The sequence below is a fragment of the Flavobacterium sp. genome (assembly GCF_044368625.1).
GTDB lineage: Bacteria > Bacteroidota > Bacteroidia > Flavobacteriales > Flavobacteriaceae > Flavobacterium.
In genome coordinates, this window is record NZ_JBIPPD010000042.1 from 1 (window position 1) to 18542 (window position 18542).

The window sequence follows — 18542 nt, forward strand, 5'->3', positions numbered from 1 at the left end:
GAAAAACAAAATATAAAAACACTTTTTGAAAAAGATATTTCGGCTTTACAAACAAGTTTGTTCACTAAAACATTGGGCTAACAAGAAGTTTTTATCGATTTTGAAAAACTTTCGGACGGCTGTGATTTTTAAATTTGAAAACGGACTTTGTATGTGATATTCCTACATGTTGAGATGACCTACATAAATACTATCTTTACTACTGAAAATCACATTAAAAATACTCATTTTATACAATGATGATTTTCATATTTCACCAATAAATACATACTATGCCAAAAGGTTTATCCTTAAAATGTTTGATGCACTTGGTTTTAACAATCGGTTTTTTATTGACTTCCGTACACAATTTTGCGCAAGAAAAAAAACCCAAAGTAGCACTCGTTTTGAGTGGTGGTGGCGCCAAGGGCATCGCTCATATTCCGCTGTTGCAAACCCTAGATTCACTAGGAATTGTGCCCGATTTGATTGTTGGAAACAGTATGGGAAGCGTCGTGGGTGGCCTTTATGCGATGGGATATTCGGGAGATAGCATTGCAAATATTGTCAAAGAAGCCAATTGGGAACAACTCATTGGCGGAAAAGTCTCTCTAAAAAACGTGAGCGTCGAAGAAAAAACAGAATTTGGTCGCTACTTTGTGGATTTTGATTATTCGCAAGGAAAAATAAAAGTTGGAAAATTTTTACTTAACGACCAGAATTTACGACAGTTTATTTCACTCCTCACCTTTCCCAGTTATACCATCGACGATTTTGATAAATTACCCATCCCGTTTCGAGCGGTAGCAACAGATATCGTAAAAGGAAAACTAGTGGTTTTGGATAAAGGTTCGTTGGCGTTGGCAATGCGAGCGAGTATGTCACTCCCCGGGTTTTTTTCGCCCGTTACCTATGAAAATAGTTTACTTATTGACGGCGCCATTTTGAATAATTTTCCCGTTGATGTGGCCAAAGATTTGGGTGCCGACATTATTATCGGAAGCGATGTGGGCGAAGGAATGATGAAACAAAAAGAATTAGAAAACATTTCGTCACTGCTTTTTCAAGCAGGAATGTTGAGCAGCCATCTAAAAAACCCAAAAAACCGAGCACTTTGCGACATTTTAATCAATCATTCTGATCATCTGACCTACGGAACCACTGACTTTGAACAAAGCGACAACATATTTAAAGAAGGCAAACTAGCGGTTGCAGACAATCTCGAAGCATTAAGAGCTTTGTCCCTTCGACTGAAAAATCACAAACAAATTACAGTCAAAATACCCGCCATTGAACAAGACATTAAGTTGGACACTCTAGTTTTTAAAAGCATCAGCAAAACCAATTTACCACTTGTAAAGGCGAGAACAAACATTCAAACAGGTGAGAATTACAGCCGAGAAGGCATTATCGAAGGAATCAGTCGTGCGATGGGAACTACAGTTTTTACACAAATTACTTTCGAACCTTTTTCAAAAAAAGGCAAATTGGGTTTATTGCTCAACGGTCTTGAACGCTCCAAACACCAAATCAAAGGCGCCTTGCATTATGATGATTTTCACGGGGTGGGAATTTTATTGAATTATACGGGTAGAAACATTTTAGGTGCTTCTTCTCGAACCCTTGTAACTGCCGATATTGCCGAACAACCCCGCTTGAGATTGCAGCACCAGAAAAATTTTGGTGGCGACAGAAACTGGTGGTGGCGCACCGAAGCATTGGGTCAAATAGTAACGCAACGCACCTACCTCAACGGCGAAAATGGAGATGAAATTAGCAACCGCTATGTCGAATTTGACAACCAAATCAACAGAAACATTACATCAATGGCCAGTTACGTTGGCTTTTTTGTAAATTATCAATACAATACGCTAGAACCTAAAGTGAACACAGAACAAGACGATACAAGTTTTACACTCAATTCCTACTCTTTTAATGCAATTCAAGTGGGAACTCAATATGTGTACAATACTTTTAATGCAACGCTTTTTCCTACGGACGGAACCGCTTTTCGAACCAATATCAGCCGGTCGGTTAATAATAAAGTACGTTTACAATTTTCGGACAGTAATATATTAAACGAAAAAGGTAGTTTACCCAACTTTTTCAAAATTGGATTGGATTATGAGAAAAGACTTCCGCTTAGTTCCAAATTAACAGGTGTTGTAGGAGCGATTGGAAATTTTATAATAGTTGATCGCGAAGATAATGACGCCATTTCATTCAAAGAATTTGGTTTGGGTGCGAAATATTTTATCGGCGGTAACGAACTCAATCCGAGACGAGATAATTTTATGTTCATGGGTTTGAATCAAAGTGAACTTTCGGTAACACAATTTACCAAAATTAATTTGGGCTTGCAATACAATTTCAAGCCAAAATTATATGTCATCCCTCATCTGGACGTCGCACTTGTTGGGTTTGACACCTTAAATAATTTTGTTTCCAACATCGGCAATGCAACTGGAAACTGGCGCGAATACAACAATGTAGGATTGCTTTTTTCCTCGGGCGTTAACCTTGGTTACAATTCCATTTTAGGTCCTGTAAATTTCGACGTTTCGTGGGTAAACGACATCAACGACGTACGGATTTCGTTTGGCGTGGGCTTTCCTTTAAATCGTTCGAATTAAAATCACTTTTAAAATAATTTGGGCGTTTTGCCTGTCCACAAACTTCGAGAAAGTAATCTAAATTGAATACTCCAGCAAGGTTTTTTTTTGACTTTATAGGTTTCTAAATTAAGAGAAATACACTACGAAATTTTGAAAACCTTGCAGGAGTTTCAATTTGCTAATAAACGCATTAGTAAACAATCGAATGCAGCTTTTTAAATTTTAAGGCAAATACTTCTTCTCAAAATTCGGTTTGCGTTTTTCCAAAAAAGCATTTCTTCCTTCGGCCGCTTCTTCGGTCATGTACGCCAGTCGAGTTGCCTCGCCGGCAAAAACTTGTTGACCTACCATTCCGTCGTCGGTGAGGTTCATTGCAAATTTCAGCATTTTTATCGAAGTGGGCGACTTAGCAAGAATTTCTTGTGCCCATCGATAAGCGGTATCTTCCAGCTCATCGTGCGGAACAACTGCATTTACCATTCCCATATCAAACGCCTCTTGAGCCGAATAATTTCGACCTAAAAAGAAAATTTCTCTCGCTCTTTTTTGCCCCACCATCTTTGCCAAATAAGCCGAACCATAACCTCCATCAAAACTGGTTACATCGGCATCGGTTTGTTTAAAAATAGCGTGCTCTTTGCTAGCCAATGTTAAATCGCAAACCACGTGCAAACTGTGTCCGCCACCCACGGCCCAACCCGGAACCACACAAATAACCGCTTTGGGCATAAACCGGATCATTCGTTGCACGTCCAAAATATTGAGTCGGTGGTAGCCGTCTTCGCCCACATATCCCTGACTTCCTCGCGCTTTTTGATCGCCACCGCTACAAAAAGAATAAACGCCGTCTTTAGAACTTGGGCCTTCGGCAGAAAGTAAAATCACACCAATTGATGTATCTTCTTGAGCATCGTGAAATGCTTGAATCAATTCTGCCGTTGTTTTTGGTCGAAACGCATTTCGTACATCCGGTCGGTTAAATGCAATTCGGGCTACGCCATCGCACTTTTTATAGGTTATATCTTCAAAATCTTTTGCCGTTATCCAGTTTATCGTACTCATTTTTATCTTATTTTAGCGTAAAAATAATACTTTTACTTCTTATTAAAATAAAATAACTAATGAAAACTACTTTCATAACACTAGCATTTCTTGCTTTTTCTTTCTCCGTTTCGGCTCAAAAATATGAATTTCAAACGGTAAAAGACATCGAAGCCGAACCGGTAATTTCTCAAGGAAATACGGGAACGTGCTGGAGTTTTTCGTCGACTTCATTTCTCGAAGCCGAGATTATTCGTATCACTGGAAAGAAAATTGATTTATCCGAAATGTATAATGTTCGCCACACCTACCCTAAAAAAGCGTGGAATTATGTGATGCGACAAGGCAAAATACAATTTGGCGAAGGTGGTTTGAACCACGATGTTATCAACAGTGCAAAAATAGCTGGACTTGTACCGCAGAGCATCTATCCCGGTTTGATAGGAAATGCATCAAAACACGACCATTCGAAAATGGCCGAAGAATTAGAAATAGTGGTTAAAAAACACGCCAATCCCGAAGTAAAATTAGACCCAAAATGGAAAGCCGAAGTAAACGAAATTCTGGACCGATATATGGGAGCGAATGTGATTGAATTTACATTTGAAGGCAAAAAATATACACCGAAAAGTTTCCTAGAAATGACGCAATTGAAATTAGACGATTATGTAACCATCAGTTCATTTACACACGAGTCTTTTTACAAAACCTTTATTTTAGACATTCCCGATAATTTTTCGAACGGATCATTTTACAATTTACCTTTGGAGGAATTTGTAGCCAATATTGATAATGCCTTGGAAAAAGGCTACACATTGGCCTTGGATGCGGATGTAAGTGAAAAAACATTTTCTGGCAAGTATGGTATTGCTGTAGTCCCTGAAAATGAAAGCGATGAAAAAATAATTTTGACCGAAATAAAAGCCGAAAAAAGGATTACACCCGAATTTCGTCAGCAGGAATTTGAAAACTTCAACACCACCGACGATCATTTGATGCACATTGTAGGAAAAGTAAAAGATCAAAAAGGAACGATGTATTATAAAGTAAAAAATTCTTGGGGAAATGATCAACCAAATATTGGAAACGGCGGATACATTTACATGAGTGTTCCCTATTTAAAATTGAAAGCCATTTCGGTCTTGGTTCACAAAGAGGCTTTGCTGAAAAATACCAGAAAAGAATTGAAGTTGTAATGACCATTTTTAAATCTTCCAAAAATAATGTAACGGTCGGCTTTTTATGGCTGGTAGTTGTTTTTTTAATCGTCATTCCCTTTTTTCCAGAAAACAAGAACGAAACGGGTGCATCAATAGCAGTTGTGTTCGTGGTTTTGTACAGCGTCTGCGGAATGTTAATCTGGATATTGCTCGACACGAATTATAAAATCAAAAGCAATCGGCTTTTTTATTGTTCAGGACCGGTTCGGGGTAGTATAGAAATTAATACTATTCGAAAAATAGAGCGTTGGAACAAATGGTATGTTATGAGTTTTATCAAGCCTGCTTTAGATAAAGACGGACTGATTGTTTACTACAAAAAGTTCGATGACCTTTTTATATCACCAGAAAATAAGGAAGATTTTATTGCCGCTTTACGCGAAATTAATCCGGATATTGAGGTGGTTTAAAAAATTTCCAATGAAATTTTTTAAAAAGAATCTAACTTTTACAGAGATGCTGAAATATCCCGAAGTATCGGGACAGCATAACATAGCACATTTAGTGTGATTTACACCTACTCCGCGTGAGGGATTGCAGTGAAAATCCTTTTTTGTCCCGACTGATAAGATCGGGACAAAAAAGATTGCAACGAAAAGCCCGACCCCGATTTTTTCTATCGGGGTCACGCCCAAAAAAATGTAAAGGGGGTGTTTTTATTCTTTTACGAGATATATTCCGTCGGCTTTAATCTCGATTAATTTGTCTTTGTATAAAGCACCAACGGCTTTTTTGAAGGTTTTTTTGCTCATTTGCAACACCGTTTTGATGTCTTCGGGATGGCTGTTGTCGTTTAATCGGAGGAAACCACGACTGGCCCGAAGTTCGTCTAAAATGCGTTCGGCATTGGGTTCGATGCGTTCGTAACCAATTTTTTCTAAGGAAACATCGATTTTATTGTCGGGACGAATGTGCTTGATGTAACCTCGCAAACGGTCTCCCGTTCGGATGGAATCGTCGTAAACCTCATCTTTATAAAGTAAACCTTTGTGTTTTTCGTTGATAATTACATTGATTCCGAGTTCGGTGATGTGCGAAACAATCAAATCGACCTCTTCGCCTCTTTCGAGCGTAAGGTTGTCGTTGCTCAAAAATTGATTGGTTTTACTCGATGCGACCAATCGATTGGTTTTTTCGTCCAGGTACAAATACACCAAATACCGCTTGCCTTTTTCCATCGGTCGGGCCTGCTCTTTGAAGGGCACGAGAATGTCTTTTTCCATTCCCCAATCCATAAATGCACCTACTTGATTGGTGTAGTTGACGCGCAAAAGTGCAAACTCATTCAATAAAATGTACGGCTCTAAAAGTGTGGCAACCGGTCGCTCTTCATGGTCCAAATAGACAAAAACGGTCAAATCATCGCCAAATTCAAAATGATGCGGTACGTATTTGTTGGGTAAAAGCAGGTCGTGAATTCCCTCGGGATCCGTTTCTGGATCGCCTAAAAAGAGTCCTACTTTTGTATCGCGTAATATTTTTAATGTATTGTATTTTCCTATTTGAATCATAATGCTATTTTTCCGAGTTGCAAAGGTACGAACTTTATTTGCTTTTCATTTACAGGATTTTTGTTTCGGAAAATGGTTTTTTTGAACACAGATTATATGATTTTTTACAAAAAAAAGCACCGTAAAATGAATTAGTGAATTAGTGGCAAAAAAATCAGAATTTGAACTAAACCAATTCCTTGAAAAACTGCAGTAAAATTCCGTCGTTTAGCAATGTTGGCGTGAAAATCTCTAAAATCGCAGGTTGGTCGTTTGAGGCAAATAACGCTGTTAAGCTTGCTGCTAAATTCGTTTCATTAGAAGCCGTGAGGTAATTAAACTGAAACATTCTTGCCAAATGTTCGGCTGTAAAACAATGCGAAGTTTCAAAAAAGCGATTAAAAACAGGCGTTTCTTCATGGCCGGGCAAAATCCTAAAAATTCCGCCACCGCCATTATTGACAAGGATTATTTTGAAATTTTTAGGAATGTATGCGTTCCATAATGCATTGCTGTCGTAGAGAAAACTGATATCGCCTGTTATAAAAACGGTAGGCTTTTTCGAAGCGCAAGCGGCACCAATTGCCGTGGAAGTCGAACCATCGATTCCGCTGGTTCCTCTGTTGCTAAAAACACTAATTGAAGGATCAATATCAATCAATTGAGCATATCGAATGGGCGAACTGTTGCCAATTTGCAACATCGAATTTTGGGGCAAACGCGGCATAATCAACTCGAAAGCTTTGAAATCAGAAAATGGGATTTTTGATAAGTAAGCTTGTTGTTTTTCTTGTCGGAGTTTTTTTACGGCATCAATTTCAACTTTGTATGAACTTTCCGTATTTTGCGTAAGCGGCATCAATTGCTCAAAAAATAAATTAGGTGCTGTTTTAAAATGCTTCGTTAAAGCACCAAAAGTATCATACGATCTAAATGGATCAATATGCCAATGTTGGTTTGGTTTATAATTTCTTAAAAAAGCTTTTATGCGTTTTGAAACTACCATGCCGCCAAAAGTTACTAAAATTTCTGGTTGAAAATGCTCGAAATCTGTTGACGTAAAGGGTGTAATTATCGTGTCAATGTTATTAATAAAAGTGGCGTCGTGTAAATTAGAAGTGGTTTCTGTCAATACTACAACTGATGGGTCATTTGCCATCCAATCAATGATGTTTTGGTGAATGGCGTCGGGGAAGTTGACGCCCACCAAAATCATTTTCTTTGAAGCGGCATTCCATATTTTTGCAAAATCAGTTGACGCTTCCGACTCAAAAATGGGTTGGGTTTCAGTAATAATTTGACTTTGTACAAGAAGCTCTTGAGTCGTTTCATACAAAGGTTCTTCGAAAGGAACATTGATGTGAACGGGGCCTTTTTCTAAAATAGCTTTGGAAATGGCTTCGTTGATGAGTTGGTCGTTTTCAATAGAAACATTTTCTTTTAAATTCGCATTGAATAAACTGTGATTGGCAAACACATTTTCTTGTCGGATGGTTTGGCCGTCGCCAATATCGATTTTCTCAGCGGGACGATCAGCTGAAAGTACGATTAGCGGAATTTGACTGTAAAAAGCTTCGGCAAAAGCAGGATAATAATTGAGCAATGCCGAACCAGAAGTGCACAAAAGTGCTACTGGTTTTTGGGTTTGTTGTGCGATTCCTAAAGCAAAAAATGCCGCCGAACGTTCATCGGCAATGCTGAAACATTCGAAGTTTTCGTTACTGGCAAAACCGATGGTTAACGGAGCATTCCGAGAGCCAGGAGAAATTACAATTTGATGAATTCCTCGAGCAGCAAAAATTTCAAGAATACTTTGTGCCAAAGGAATTTTCGGATAAATCATAGCAGAAGATTTGAGGTGCAAAGTTACAAAATATACCGCTGAATTTTGGAGTGGTTTAGGAGTAATTTTAACAGTATTGAAGAGTTAATTTTGCAGAGTTTATAGTATTTTTGATGAAAGGATCGAGGCTTAATCTTTTGTAAAATAAGCTTTTTCAAAAATTATTAATATAATCTGTAGTTTTATACGCCAAGGCAATTTTATTATGTAAATATGAAATCTAAAATTTATTTATTACTGTTATTTGTTTTCACTTGTAATGCATTGTTTGCGCAAAAAAAAATCTTTACTGTTTATGACAGCACAACCTCTTCAATAATTCCCTACGCAAACATTTGGAAAGAAAATAAAATATATGCAAATGCAGATGCGAATGGAAAATTTTGTATTGAAGAAGATGATGTAAAAAATTCATTTACAATTACTTGTATTGGATATCTCACAACACCTATTGACCTAAATTCAAGCATTATTCATCTTGATAAAGAAAAGGTAAATTTGAGAGAAGTAGTAATTTTAAGCCCTAAAAGAAAGCAAAAAATACAACTTGGAAAATTGAGTGGAACTAACAGGTGGTTAACCGCTACATACGACCTAACTATTTCAGAAATTGGAAAATCATTTTCTACAAATAAAGAAAAACAATTTTACTTACAGGAAGTCGAATTTAAAACCGCTACGTATCAAGAAGGTAGAAAAATGGGTATAAATATATATACTCTTGATGAAAAAGGGAAGCCTGACCAATTAATTTCTTCTGAAAATATAATTTTAACTCTAAAAAATGGAGCTAGTATTACGACCTATAATTTTGAAGATAATTTAATTCCTATTCCCAAAAATGGTTTTTTTGTTTCAGCACAAATATTGTTAGTTGAAGAAAATAAGCAGTATGGAACTTCAGGAAAATTAACAGATTGGTTTTTCTATGACCCTGCGATTGGAGCAAATAAGGGAGTTGAAGATGCTTTTTATTTTACAAAAACAGAAGAAGGGACTTGGCAGAAGATTCCAAATTATGATTTAAACATAAAAGTATTTCTTACTGATTAAAATTTTGCCAACCTAGAGATGTATTTGTTTATTATATTTGGAAAATGAAGTATATAATACGTCAAGCCACCATTTCCGACCTTCCGTCAATTTTAGAAATTGTAAACCACGCAATTCTAAACACGACTGCCATTTATGATTACGACCCAAGAAGTTTGGAAGAGCAAACGGTGATATTTGAAACCAAAAAGGCAAAAAATTTCCCCACATTTGTAGCAGAACATGACCATGAAATTGTAGGATTTGGAACGTATGATACTTTTCGAACTAAAGTTGGCTATCGTTTTACAGTCGAACATTCGGTTTATGTGAAAGAGGGTTTTGCGGGAAAAGGAATTGGACAACTATTGATGGAAGAATTAATTTCGACCGCAAAAAAAGAAAATTACCACATAATGATTGGCGTGATTGATGCTTCAAACGAAAATAGCATTCGCTTTCACGAAAAGTTCGGTTTTAAATCGATGGGGATTTTGAAGGAAGTGGGTTTTAAATTTGATCGTTGGTTGGATGCGAATTTGATGACGTTGAAGTTATGAAAAAGTTGTAGATTGAAAGTTATAGGTTGCGTTTTTAAAACTAAAAAACAGAAAACGCCCACGTAATGTTTGCGTTTTCTGTTTTCAAATCTTTAGACTTTAATCTGTTTCTAATTCATTAACTCTTAATCCAATCCACAATTTCTGGATCTGTAGGGCTGGTTTGTGGACCAACAACTTTAACTACAAAACCATTTTCATCGATAAGGTATTTTTGGAAATTCCAACCCACTTCTGAATCTTCTACGCCATTTTTACTTCTCTGAGTCAAGAACTGATAAATGGGTGCCATATCGTCTCCTTTTACAGAAATCTTGCCCATCATCGGGAAAGTTACACCGTAATTTTTTTGGCAAAAAGTGGCGATTTCGGCACTTGTTCCGGGTTCTTGCGACATGAAATTATTGGCCGGAAAGCCTACAACCACAAAGCCCTGAGCCTGATACTGATCGTAAAGCGCTTGCAAACCCTCATATTGCGGTGTCAATCCACATTTAGAAGCAGTATTGACCACCAAAATCTTTTTGCCTTTCAACGAAGCAAAATCGAATTCTTCACCTGATAAATCTGTAACTTTAAACTGATAAATACTTTGTTTTTCCATAGGTTTTGCAATTTCTGCCGAAGCGGTATTGTTGTTTTGTGCGTTGTTGTTCATACAACCGATTAGTGAGAGCGCTGTGAAAGCGCTAAAAAATATTTTTTTCATCCGGAATAAATTTTTATAAAAGTAATCAATCGCAAATTCTGTTTTGTCAAATAAAGCTTAAAATATTAATTCAACACTTGTTAAATACACTTTGAAAGTTTAAAAATTTTGAATGAAAAATATTCCTATCAAGAAAATTCCTATATTTAGCCTACTTTTAAAAAAATTGCTTTTGAAACAAACAAAATTTAATTCATGACACAAGAAGAACTCTTGCCTTTGATCTTAAAAAAAGACGATAAGGCTTTTACCTTAATGTATGATATGTACTCGAAAAACCTCTACGGGGTAATTTATAATTTGATCAACGATCGTGAGGAAGCCGAAGATGTATTACAGGAAGTATTTGTAAAAATTTGGAAAAATATTGAATCCTACAACGAAAGTAAAGGGCGATTTTTTACTTGGATCATCAATATTGCTCGAAATACGACCATTGACAAATTGCGTTCTAAAGGATTTAACAACAGCCGAAAAAACTTATCTTCGGATAATTTCGTACATCTTTTAGACGACAGTAACAAACTCTCACACATGATTGATAGTATCGGAATTCAAGAATTTGTCAAGAAATTAAAACCGAAGTGCATCCAAATTATCAACCTTTTATTTTTTAAAGGTTACACACAACAAGAAGCTTCGGACGAACTTGAAATACCGCTTGGAACGGTCAAAACGCAAAATAGAAATTGCATTAATGATTTAAGAAACTTTTTACAAGTATGATGGAAGTTAGCGCATATATCGAATCCGGCATTTTAGAACTCTACGTTTTTGGAACGCTTAGCGAAGCCGAAACTGCTGAAGTTGCTCAAATGGCCTCAAAGCATCCTGAAATTCAGGAGGAAATTATTTCAATTGAGAAAGCGGTAATCAGTCTTTCTTACAGCATGGCGCCGTATCTTTCGGCAGCAAATTACGATAAAATTCGTACCACATTGATTGAGAAGCACGCAAAAGTAGTAGAAATGAAACCGAAAAACAGCATTGCCCCGTACATCGGTTGGGCAGCTGCAATTATCTTGATGATTGGAATTGGTTGGCAATATACCCAATTGGACTCGGCTAAGAATGAAATTGTGATGATTGAAACCGAAAACGACACCTTAGAAAAGCAATTGAATACGGTAAAACTTAACCAAACCCAAACCGAAAGTTTGTTGGCTGTGGTTCGTGACCAAAACAATACGGTTGTGCCATTGGGTGGTCAGGCAGTTTCTCCTGAGTCAAAGGCAACAGTATATTGGAATCAGGCAACACAAACCGTATATGTTGATGCTGCAGGATTGCCAGAACCACCAGAGGGTTATGTATACCAAGTTTGGGCGTTGAAATTAAATCCGTTGACACCTACTAGCATTGGTCTTTTAGATAACTTTATTGCTAATGATTCCCGACTATTTGCTGTTAGTAACACTTCTGGAGCAGAAGCTTTTGGAATTACTTTAGAACCCGCTGGCGGAAGCGTTTCGCCAACGTTGGAACAATTGTATACTTTGGGTAAAGTGTAGTTTTGAATTTAAAAAACAAACACCAACATCGAAATTTGGGTGACAACAATTGAGAGATATAATAAATCGAAACATTTTAGAGCTGCAACTTATGTTTGCAGCTCTTTTATTTTGTTATTCATTGTGAGCGATTTTTTTCAATATTATTCATTGAAACTATCTTTAACCAACCCGTTGATTCCCAAAATTATTATCGACATGGCGTTTCAACAATTTATGAGAAAAGCAATTTTTCTATTCTCTGGACTTTTAGTGGTTTTAGCCTTCATTTTTTGTAAAAAGAATGTATACGCCCTCGGATTATCAGTACTTATTATTGGATATTGCATTGTGTCAAATTTACATGTTCCCGGCTGGAAAACTCAATTATTTTAGAAGGTAATGACTAAGAAAAGATGTTATAATAAGTGCTTTTGAGTAAATTCTGGAACTGAGGTGAGCGATTGTTTCCGCGTGAGGGGTTGAAGTGGAGCTCTCCCGATTTTTCATCGGGAAGCGGGAACGGAAGACCCGACCCTTGGGGCACGCCCAAAGAAGAATTATATTTTTGAAAAGAGGGGTTCTTATAAAAAAAGGGATTCAATTTAACAACTGAATCCCTTTTTGTATAGTATAAAACTTATCTTATTTTGTATAGTGTTTTCTGTATTTTGGATAACTGATCGCGCCTAAAACGGCAATTGCAATAAGCGTTTGCCAAATCCAACTCAACGATTTTGCCTCACCTGTTGCGTACGAATGCAAACCTACCAAGTGGAAATTTACACCATAATATGTGAACAAGATGGATAGAAAAGCAAACATACTCATCAAATTAAAAATCCATTTTCCTCGAAGTCCTGGAACGTATCGCATGTGAATGACAAATGCATACACCATAATACTGATCAAAGCCCAAGTTTCTTTTGGATCCCAACCCCAGTATCTTCCCCAACTTTCATTGGCCCATTGGCCTCCTAGAAAATTCCCGATGGAAAGTAAAATTAGTCCGATGGTCAATGCCATTTCGTTAATGTAAGTGATTTCACGGATATTGAGTTCCATTCGGACTTTGTTTTTCTCGGTGGTAAAAAGTATCAAAATTAGTGAAACCACACCCAAAATCATTCCCAAGGCAAAAGGGCCATAACTTGCCACAATAACCGCCACGTGAATCATCAACCAATAGGAATCCAGCACGGGTTGCAAGGTTGCAATTTCTGGATCGACCCAATTGGCATAGGCCGCCATTAAAATCATCGAAGTTACAAAAGCGGATGAAGCCACGGTTAATTTCGATTTGATATCAAATGCCAAACCAAAAAACATCGTTGCCCAAGCCACATAAATAATCGATTCATAAGCGTTACTCCATGGAGCATGACCCGAAATGTACCACCTAATAATCAATCCGACTGTGTGGGCTACAAATAATAACGCAATGACCACGTGCATAGAATTGACCAAGAAATTCAAAATTTTATTTTTCTCGTTGAAAATTTTTCCAACTACCAATAAAATCATCAGGATTCCAGCAAACATATACAAGTAAAACAAATTTTTGAAAATATTGACTTTATTGTAAAAAATTTCAGAGCTGATCTTGTCCTCGCTCGGAATCACATGAGCGCCGTATTTTCGCTGGTATTTTTGAATTCCGTCTAAATAGAAATTGGCTTCTTTGTAATTTCCATTCTCAGTTGCATTGGCCAATGCCGACAAATAAATTGGGATAATTTGTTTGGTGAACGTCGAATCCATTCCTTTGATATTGGATTCGCCCAATTCAGGATAGGAAACCCACTTGTTATTTTTTTCATTTGGAATTGGAAAAATTTTCAAAATACTTCCAAACAATGCCGAACTCAATAAGTTCACTTTTTTATCCGTTTCCACAAAATCCTTTTCAAACTTGTTGGGATTGGCTGTTTTATAAGCTGCATCCAAGTATTTCGACAATTTGTAATTTCCTTTATCGTCAAAGAAATTAATGAAAGCCGCTAATTTTTGATCCGCTGGAATTCCGATAATTTTTCGAATACTGTCGTTCCCGGAACTGATGTAAATCATTTGTACTTGGTACCAAGCACTTGGCAGTTGCGTCATGGACAGAAAAACTTGGTCGGCATTCAAGCCTTTGTATGAATTTTCATGGCTCACTTTTCGCAACAATTCGGACGAAAAAGTATTTACCGGTTTCATTCTTCCTCCAGCATCCTGAATGATTAATTTTCCGAAACGCTCGGCATGTTCCTCGGTTACCATGTATTTTTGAATCACCGAATCCACTACTTGCAGGTCAACAGGTTGCTTTTGATGATTTTGTGCAAAACCACCCCAACTCAAAAACAAAGCAACAACAGCAAGTTTAGCCTTTCTCAACTTTACTTTTTCTAATTTTCGTTTTAAATCGGCAAAACGGGAATATTTGGTAAACATAATGGCCATCATAGCGAAATAAAGTAAAAAGTACCCAATATAAGTGATCCAAGTTCCCCAAAAATCGTGACTTACTGAAAGTACGGTACCTTTTTCGTCCTCATCAAACGAAGCTTGAAACAAGCGATACCCCTTGTGATCTAAAATATGGTTCATATAAATATGGTAATCAAATTTTTCAGAACCGTCTATCACTTCAACTTTACTTTCAAAAGAAGAATAACTTTTTTCAGTTCCGGGATATTTGGCCGCTATAAAATCGTTAAGTTTGACTTTAAAAGGTGTGGTATAAATTTTACTTCCGTAAAATAAAGTAAATTCTAAGTCACCTACTTTTACTGATTGTGGCACGCCCATTTTTCCTTTTGAGCCTAAGAGTGTTACCTCTTTTTCCTCATTGCCAGACGAAAGTTTCAATACAATAGCATCATCAGTCGTTTTGTCTTTAAAATCCTTATTGGAAACATAACCCACACGCCCTTTTATAGGAGGATCTGGAAAAACAAATTGAGCACCACCCAAGTTATATAGCGATCGCAACATCAAAGGTTGAACGGTATTCATTTCTACTTTACCTCTCAACTGATCGGCCATTCGCATAAAATCTCCTTCAAAAGGCGCTTGAATCGTGAAAACTTCTCCTTCAGTATTGATGTTTATCGCACCTTGAGTAAATTTATTTAGTGAAAATAACACATTGTGAAAATTTTCTACTTCGCCTGATTTTAAAAAATGATCGTGTCGGGTTCCACCTCCTGATTCCACCATTTTTAAAAAATCAATGCCTTTGGGATCCTTAACAATTTCTTCGGTCGCGCCCATTATAAAATTTTTGTATTCAACTTTATAATCCGTATCGTTAAACTTGCTTTTTATTGAAAAATAATTATTGGTAACCGGCGAAAGTAAAAGCGGATTTTCATGTGTCTTACGTTTCATTTCTCCTTGGTATTCTCCATCTACAAAAACGGTTAAAAATGTTTTGTCCGAGAAAAACTCATTAGAACTTTCGCCTTCGCGAATGGGCATCATTCCTTCATAACTCACATAACGTGTAACAAATGCGCCAACTAAAATAAAAATGAACGACAAATGCAAAATCAAAGTTGCCCATTTTTCTTTTTTCCACAACTGGTATTTATTAATGTTTCCAATAAAATTTACTACAAAAAAGAACATAATTGCTTCAAACCACCAAGCATTGTAAACCAAGATTCGAGCCGTATCGGTATTGTATTTACTTTCGATAAAAGTTCCGGCGGCCATTGCTACGGCAAAACCAATAAATAACAATGCCATTAAACGTGTTGAGAAGAAAATCGACCCGAGAACTGAAATGATTTTTTTATCCATGGTGGTGGAAATTAATTTTTTTAATATGGTGCAAAAGTACGCAAAAATGTTAGTATTATTCCATCTCACAGATTTCTCAACTCTTAAAAATTGCATAAAATTAACCCTTTAGCGCCTTCATTGAAAATGCGTATATTTGAAATTAAATACAATTATAGCATGTCAAATATTCAGCACATTATTGAAGAGCGGACTCATTTAGTAGGGAATTTTAGAGTTGGAAGATTGTTGCCTTTTCGCGAAAAACGTATGGTTGGACCATTTGCTTTTATCGATCACATGGGGCCACTCCAACTTTCTGATCACAAAAATTTTGACGTTCCCCCGCATCCCCACATCGGACTTTCAACGTTGACTTATCTTTTTGAAGGAAGTATTATGCATCGCGACAGTCTGGGGACTGAAATTGAAATTAAACCTGGTGCCGTAAATTGGATGACCGCTGGAAAAGGAATTGTGCATTCTGAACGAACACCCGAATATTTAAGAAAATCAAATAAATCGTTACACGGACTGCAAATTTGGGTAGCGTTGCCAAAAGAATTAGAACAAACTGAACCCAGTTTTTTTCACATTGAAGCTTCAAAAATCCCAACTTGGAGCATAGAAAGCGTGGATGCCAAACTAATTGCTGGATCACTCTTAGGTCATCAATCGGAGGTACCGGTACACAGTCCACTGTATTTATTAGAATTAAAATCAACCTCGAAACAAACCCTACATATTGGCTCAGAGTTATTTGGCGAAAGTGCTTTGTACATCTTGGAAGGGAGTATTGTTTCAGAAGGAACTGTTTTTGAATCAAAACAAATTTTAATTGCTGAAGATGCTTCACGTTGTAGCTTTGAAATGAACGAAAACACAACAGTTTACATCTTTGGAGGCAAACCTTTTCCAGAAGAACGCACAATTTACTGGAACTTTGTGTCGTCGGATAAAAACCTAATAGAAATGGCTAAAATGCGTTGGCAAAACCAAGAATTTGACAAAGTACCCGACGAAATCGAATTTGTTCCTTTACCTAAGCAACAAAGTAATTACAAGCTAAAAAAATAATTTCGCCCAAATATCTCTTTTTTTGAATAATTTTGTCAAATGGTAAAAATTAGTATCATTGGGTACGGAAATGTAGCCCAACATTTGATTCAGGCTTTTCAGCAAAATCCAGAAATTCAAATCCAACAAATTTTCGTTCGTGAACCGTCAAAAGTGATTGGTTTTTCGGAGGGTATTGCATATATTTCCGACTGGAGCTTGGTTGCTCCCGCTGATATATTCCTAATTGCGGTTTCGGACGATGCCATTCGTACAGTTTCTGAACAAATCCCTCTAAAAAACCAACTCATTGTACATACTTCTGGAAGTGTTTCGTTTGAAGAAATGAGTAAAGACAACCGTCGCGGCGTTTTTTATCCTTTACAAACGTTCACCAAAGGCAAGCAAGTGGATTTCAGAGAAATTCCTATTTGTATCGAAAGCGAATTCAGTGCTGATCTAGAAATTATCAAAAAACTAGCAAATACTATTTCAGAAAAAATATATATTATCAATTCTCAACAGCGAAAAGCCTTGCATGTTGCTGCCGTTTTTGTCAATAATTTTGTTAATCATTTGTACCAAATTGGCAACGAAATATGCTTAGAAAACCAAGTTCCATTTGAAATTTTAGATGCTTTAATCTCAGAAACCGCTGCAAAAGTGCGGACTTTGACACCAAATGAAGCACAAACAGGACCAGCAAAAAGAGAGGACCAGCAAACTATTGAAGCGCATTTGGAATTTCTTAAACCAGATGCTACCAAAAAATCAATTTATCAATTACTCACCCAATCCATCCAAAACAATGGCAAAGAGCTATAAAGAAATTTTAAACGAGATCACCACTTTTATTTTTGATATTGACGGCGTTTTGACCGACAGTTCCGTCCATATCACTCCCGAAGGCGAAATGCTTCGAATCATGCATATTCGCGACGGCTTTGCAATGAAAGCAGCTATTGAAAGTGGCTATAAAGTGTGTATTATTTCAGGAGGATCCAATGAAGGCGTACGCATTCGATTGCAAAATTTAGGTATTACCGACATTCATTTGGGCTCTTCTGATAAAGTTAAGACGTTCAAAGAATATGTTGAAATTTACAACATCAACTCCGGCCATGTCTTGTATATGGGAGATGATATTCCGGATTATCATGTAATGCAACTGGTAGGTTTACCCACTTGTCCACAAGATGCGGTTGCCGAAATAAAAACCATATCTAAATACATATCGCACAAAAACGGCGGAAAAGGTGCGGTTCGAGAAGTGATAGAACAAGTGATGAAAGTTCAAGGAAAATGGAATACGTATTTTGACGGAAAACACGATTAACTCACAGTCGCAGTTTGGTAGTGATCCGTTGGCAGTTTTCATAAATTGTACCTGAAAACGGTAACTATACACCGAGATTCGATACTGAGACTGAAAACTGAAAAACTGAAAACTAAAATCAGTACCTTTGCACCTCAAAGAAATAAAATGAGATTACACAGAAATTTAGTTTACACCACTATTGATTCATTACATGCAATTTTTAATGAAGGAGAATATGCAGATAAAGTGGTGGCAAGAGCATTAAAAAAAGACAAACGTTGGGGCAGCCACGACCGTAAATTTGTTGCCGAAACCATATACGAAATTGTTCGTTGGAAACGATTATATTCAGAGATTGCAGACGTAAAAGAACCCTTTGATCGCGAAGATTTATGGCGCATTTTTGCCGTTTGGGTCG

General features: G+C 36.9%; 15 protein-coding genes and 1 pseudogene. 11 read left to right on the forward strand and 5 right to left on the reverse strand.

Annotation, left to right across the window (positions count from 1 at the left end; translation table 11 throughout):
* Positions 1 to 272: 272 nt before the first annotated feature.
* Positions 273 to 2612, forward strand: a complete 2340-nt coding sequence (locus tag ACIQ2X_RS05190) for a patatin-like phospholipase family protein (RefSeq protein ID WP_396177850.1) — start codon at positions 273 to 275, stop codon at positions 2610 to 2612.
* Positions 2613 to 2816: 204 nt separating this feature from the next.
* Here the strand turns inward: ACIQ2X_RS05190 and ACIQ2X_RS05195 are convergent, their stop codons facing one another.
* Complete coding sequence (locus tag ACIQ2X_RS05195; protein WP_396177851.1) at positions 2817 to 3656, reverse strand: 1,4-dihydroxy-2-naphthoyl-CoA synthase; 840 nt, start codon at positions 3654 to 3656, stop codon at positions 2817 to 2819.
* A 59-nt stretch (positions 3657 to 3715) separates the two neighbouring features.
* Here ACIQ2X_RS05195 and ACIQ2X_RS05200 point away from each other — a divergent pair, with 59 nt between their 5' ends.
* Both ACIQ2X_RS05200 and ACIQ2X_RS05205 read left to right on the forward strand, forming a co-directional pair.
* Positions 3716 to 4831 carry a C1 family peptidase gene (locus ACIQ2X_RS05200; RefSeq protein WP_396177852.1) on the forward strand — a complete coding sequence of 372 codons (1116 nt, stop codon included), beginning with the start codon at positions 3716 to 3718 and terminating at the stop codon, positions 4829 to 4831.
* On the forward strand, positions 4831 to 5265 hold the full coding sequence (locus ACIQ2X_RS05205) for a PH domain-containing protein (RefSeq protein WP_396177854.1): 435 nt from the start codon (positions 4831 to 4833) through the stop codon (positions 5263 to 5265). The genes ACIQ2X_RS05200 and ACIQ2X_RS05205 overlap by 1 nt, the downstream gene beginning before the upstream one ends.
* A gap of 246 nt (positions 5266 to 5511) precedes the next feature.
* Here the strand turns inward: ACIQ2X_RS05205 and ACIQ2X_RS05210 are convergent, their stop codons facing one another.
* Positions 5512 to 6366: a S1 RNA-binding domain-containing protein gene (locus ACIQ2X_RS05210; RefSeq protein WP_396177855.1), complete on the reverse strand. Its 855-nt coding sequence runs from the start codon at positions 6364 to 6366 to the stop codon at positions 5512 to 5514.
* 166 nt (positions 6367 to 6532) lie between these two features.
* A complete protein-coding gene (gene menD, locus ACIQ2X_RS05215) occupies positions 6533 to 8188 on the reverse strand; it encodes a 2-succinyl-5-enolpyruvyl-6-hydroxy-3-cyclohexene-1-carboxylic-acid synthase (protein ID WP_396177856.1) in 1656 nt (551 codons plus the stop codon).
* Positions 8189 to 8401: 213 nt separating this feature from the next.
* Here menD and ACIQ2X_RS05220 point away from each other — a divergent pair, with 213 nt between their 5' ends.
* Both ACIQ2X_RS05220 and ACIQ2X_RS05225 read left to right on the forward strand, forming a co-directional pair.
* Complete coding sequence (locus ACIQ2X_RS05220) at positions 8402 to 9241, forward strand: hypothetical protein (RefSeq protein ID WP_396177857.1); 840 nt, start codon at positions 8402 to 8404, stop codon at positions 9239 to 9241.
* 44 nt (positions 9242 to 9285) lie between these two features.
* On the forward strand, positions 9286 to 9780 hold the full coding sequence (locus ACIQ2X_RS05225; protein WP_396177858.1) for a GNAT family N-acetyltransferase: 495 nt from the start codon (positions 9286 to 9288) through the stop codon (positions 9778 to 9780).
* A 118-nt stretch (positions 9781 to 9898) separates the two neighbouring features.
* On the opposite strand, the gene ACIQ2X_RS05230 is transcribed toward ACIQ2X_RS05225, so the two are convergent.
* Positions 9899 to 10489, reverse strand: a complete 591-nt coding sequence (locus ACIQ2X_RS05230; protein WP_396177859.1) for a glutathione peroxidase — start codon at positions 10487 to 10489, stop codon at positions 9899 to 9901.
* Positions 10490 to 10684: 195 nt separating this feature from the next.
* On the opposite strand from ACIQ2X_RS05230, the gene ACIQ2X_RS05235 reads away from it, so the two are divergent.
* Entirely contained in the window at positions 10685 to 11215 is a 531-nt protein-coding gene (locus ACIQ2X_RS05235) for an RNA polymerase sigma factor (RefSeq protein ID WP_026977007.1), read from the forward strand.
* On the forward strand, positions 11212 to 12000 hold the full coding sequence (locus ACIQ2X_RS05240; RefSeq protein WP_396177860.1) for an anti-sigma factor domain-containing protein: 789 nt from the start codon (positions 11212 to 11214) through the stop codon (positions 11998 to 12000). Before ACIQ2X_RS05235 ends, ACIQ2X_RS05240 begins: the two co-directional genes overlap by 4 nt.
* Before the next feature lie 624 nt (positions 12001 to 12624).
* On the opposite strand, the gene ccsA is transcribed toward ACIQ2X_RS05240, so the two are convergent.
* A complete protein-coding gene (ccsA, locus tag ACIQ2X_RS05245) occupies positions 12625 to 15771 on the reverse strand; it encodes a cytochrome c biogenesis protein CcsA (RefSeq protein ID WP_396177861.1) in 3147 nt (1048 codons plus the stop codon).
* Between the two features lie 159 nt (positions 15772 to 15930).
* Here ccsA and ACIQ2X_RS05250 point away from each other — a divergent pair, with 159 nt between their 5' ends.
* From ACIQ2X_RS05250 to ACIQ2X_RS05265, 4 genes and pseudogenes are all read left to right on the forward strand, one after another.
* Positions 15931 to 16827, forward strand: a complete 897-nt coding sequence (locus ACIQ2X_RS05250; RefSeq protein ID WP_396177862.1) for a pirin family protein — start codon at positions 15931 to 15933, stop codon at positions 16825 to 16827.
* 39 nt (positions 16828 to 16866) lie between these two features.
* The gene (locus ACIQ2X_RS05255) at positions 16867 to 17631 is read left to right on the forward strand and encodes a Rossmann-like and DUF2520 domain-containing protein (RefSeq protein WP_396177863.1); all 765 of its coding nucleotides are present in this window, start codon (positions 16867 to 16869) and stop codon (positions 17629 to 17631) included.
* Entirely contained in the window at positions 17615 to 18142 is a 528-nt protein-coding gene (locus ACIQ2X_RS05260; RefSeq protein ID WP_396177864.1) for a KdsC family phosphatase, read from the forward strand. The genes ACIQ2X_RS05255 and ACIQ2X_RS05260 overlap by 17 nt, the downstream gene beginning before the upstream one ends.
* A gap of 147 nt (positions 18143 to 18289) precedes the next feature.
* Positions 18290 to 18542 (forward strand): annotated as a pseudogene (locus ACIQ2X_RS05265) (RNA methyltransferase); the annotation flags it as partial.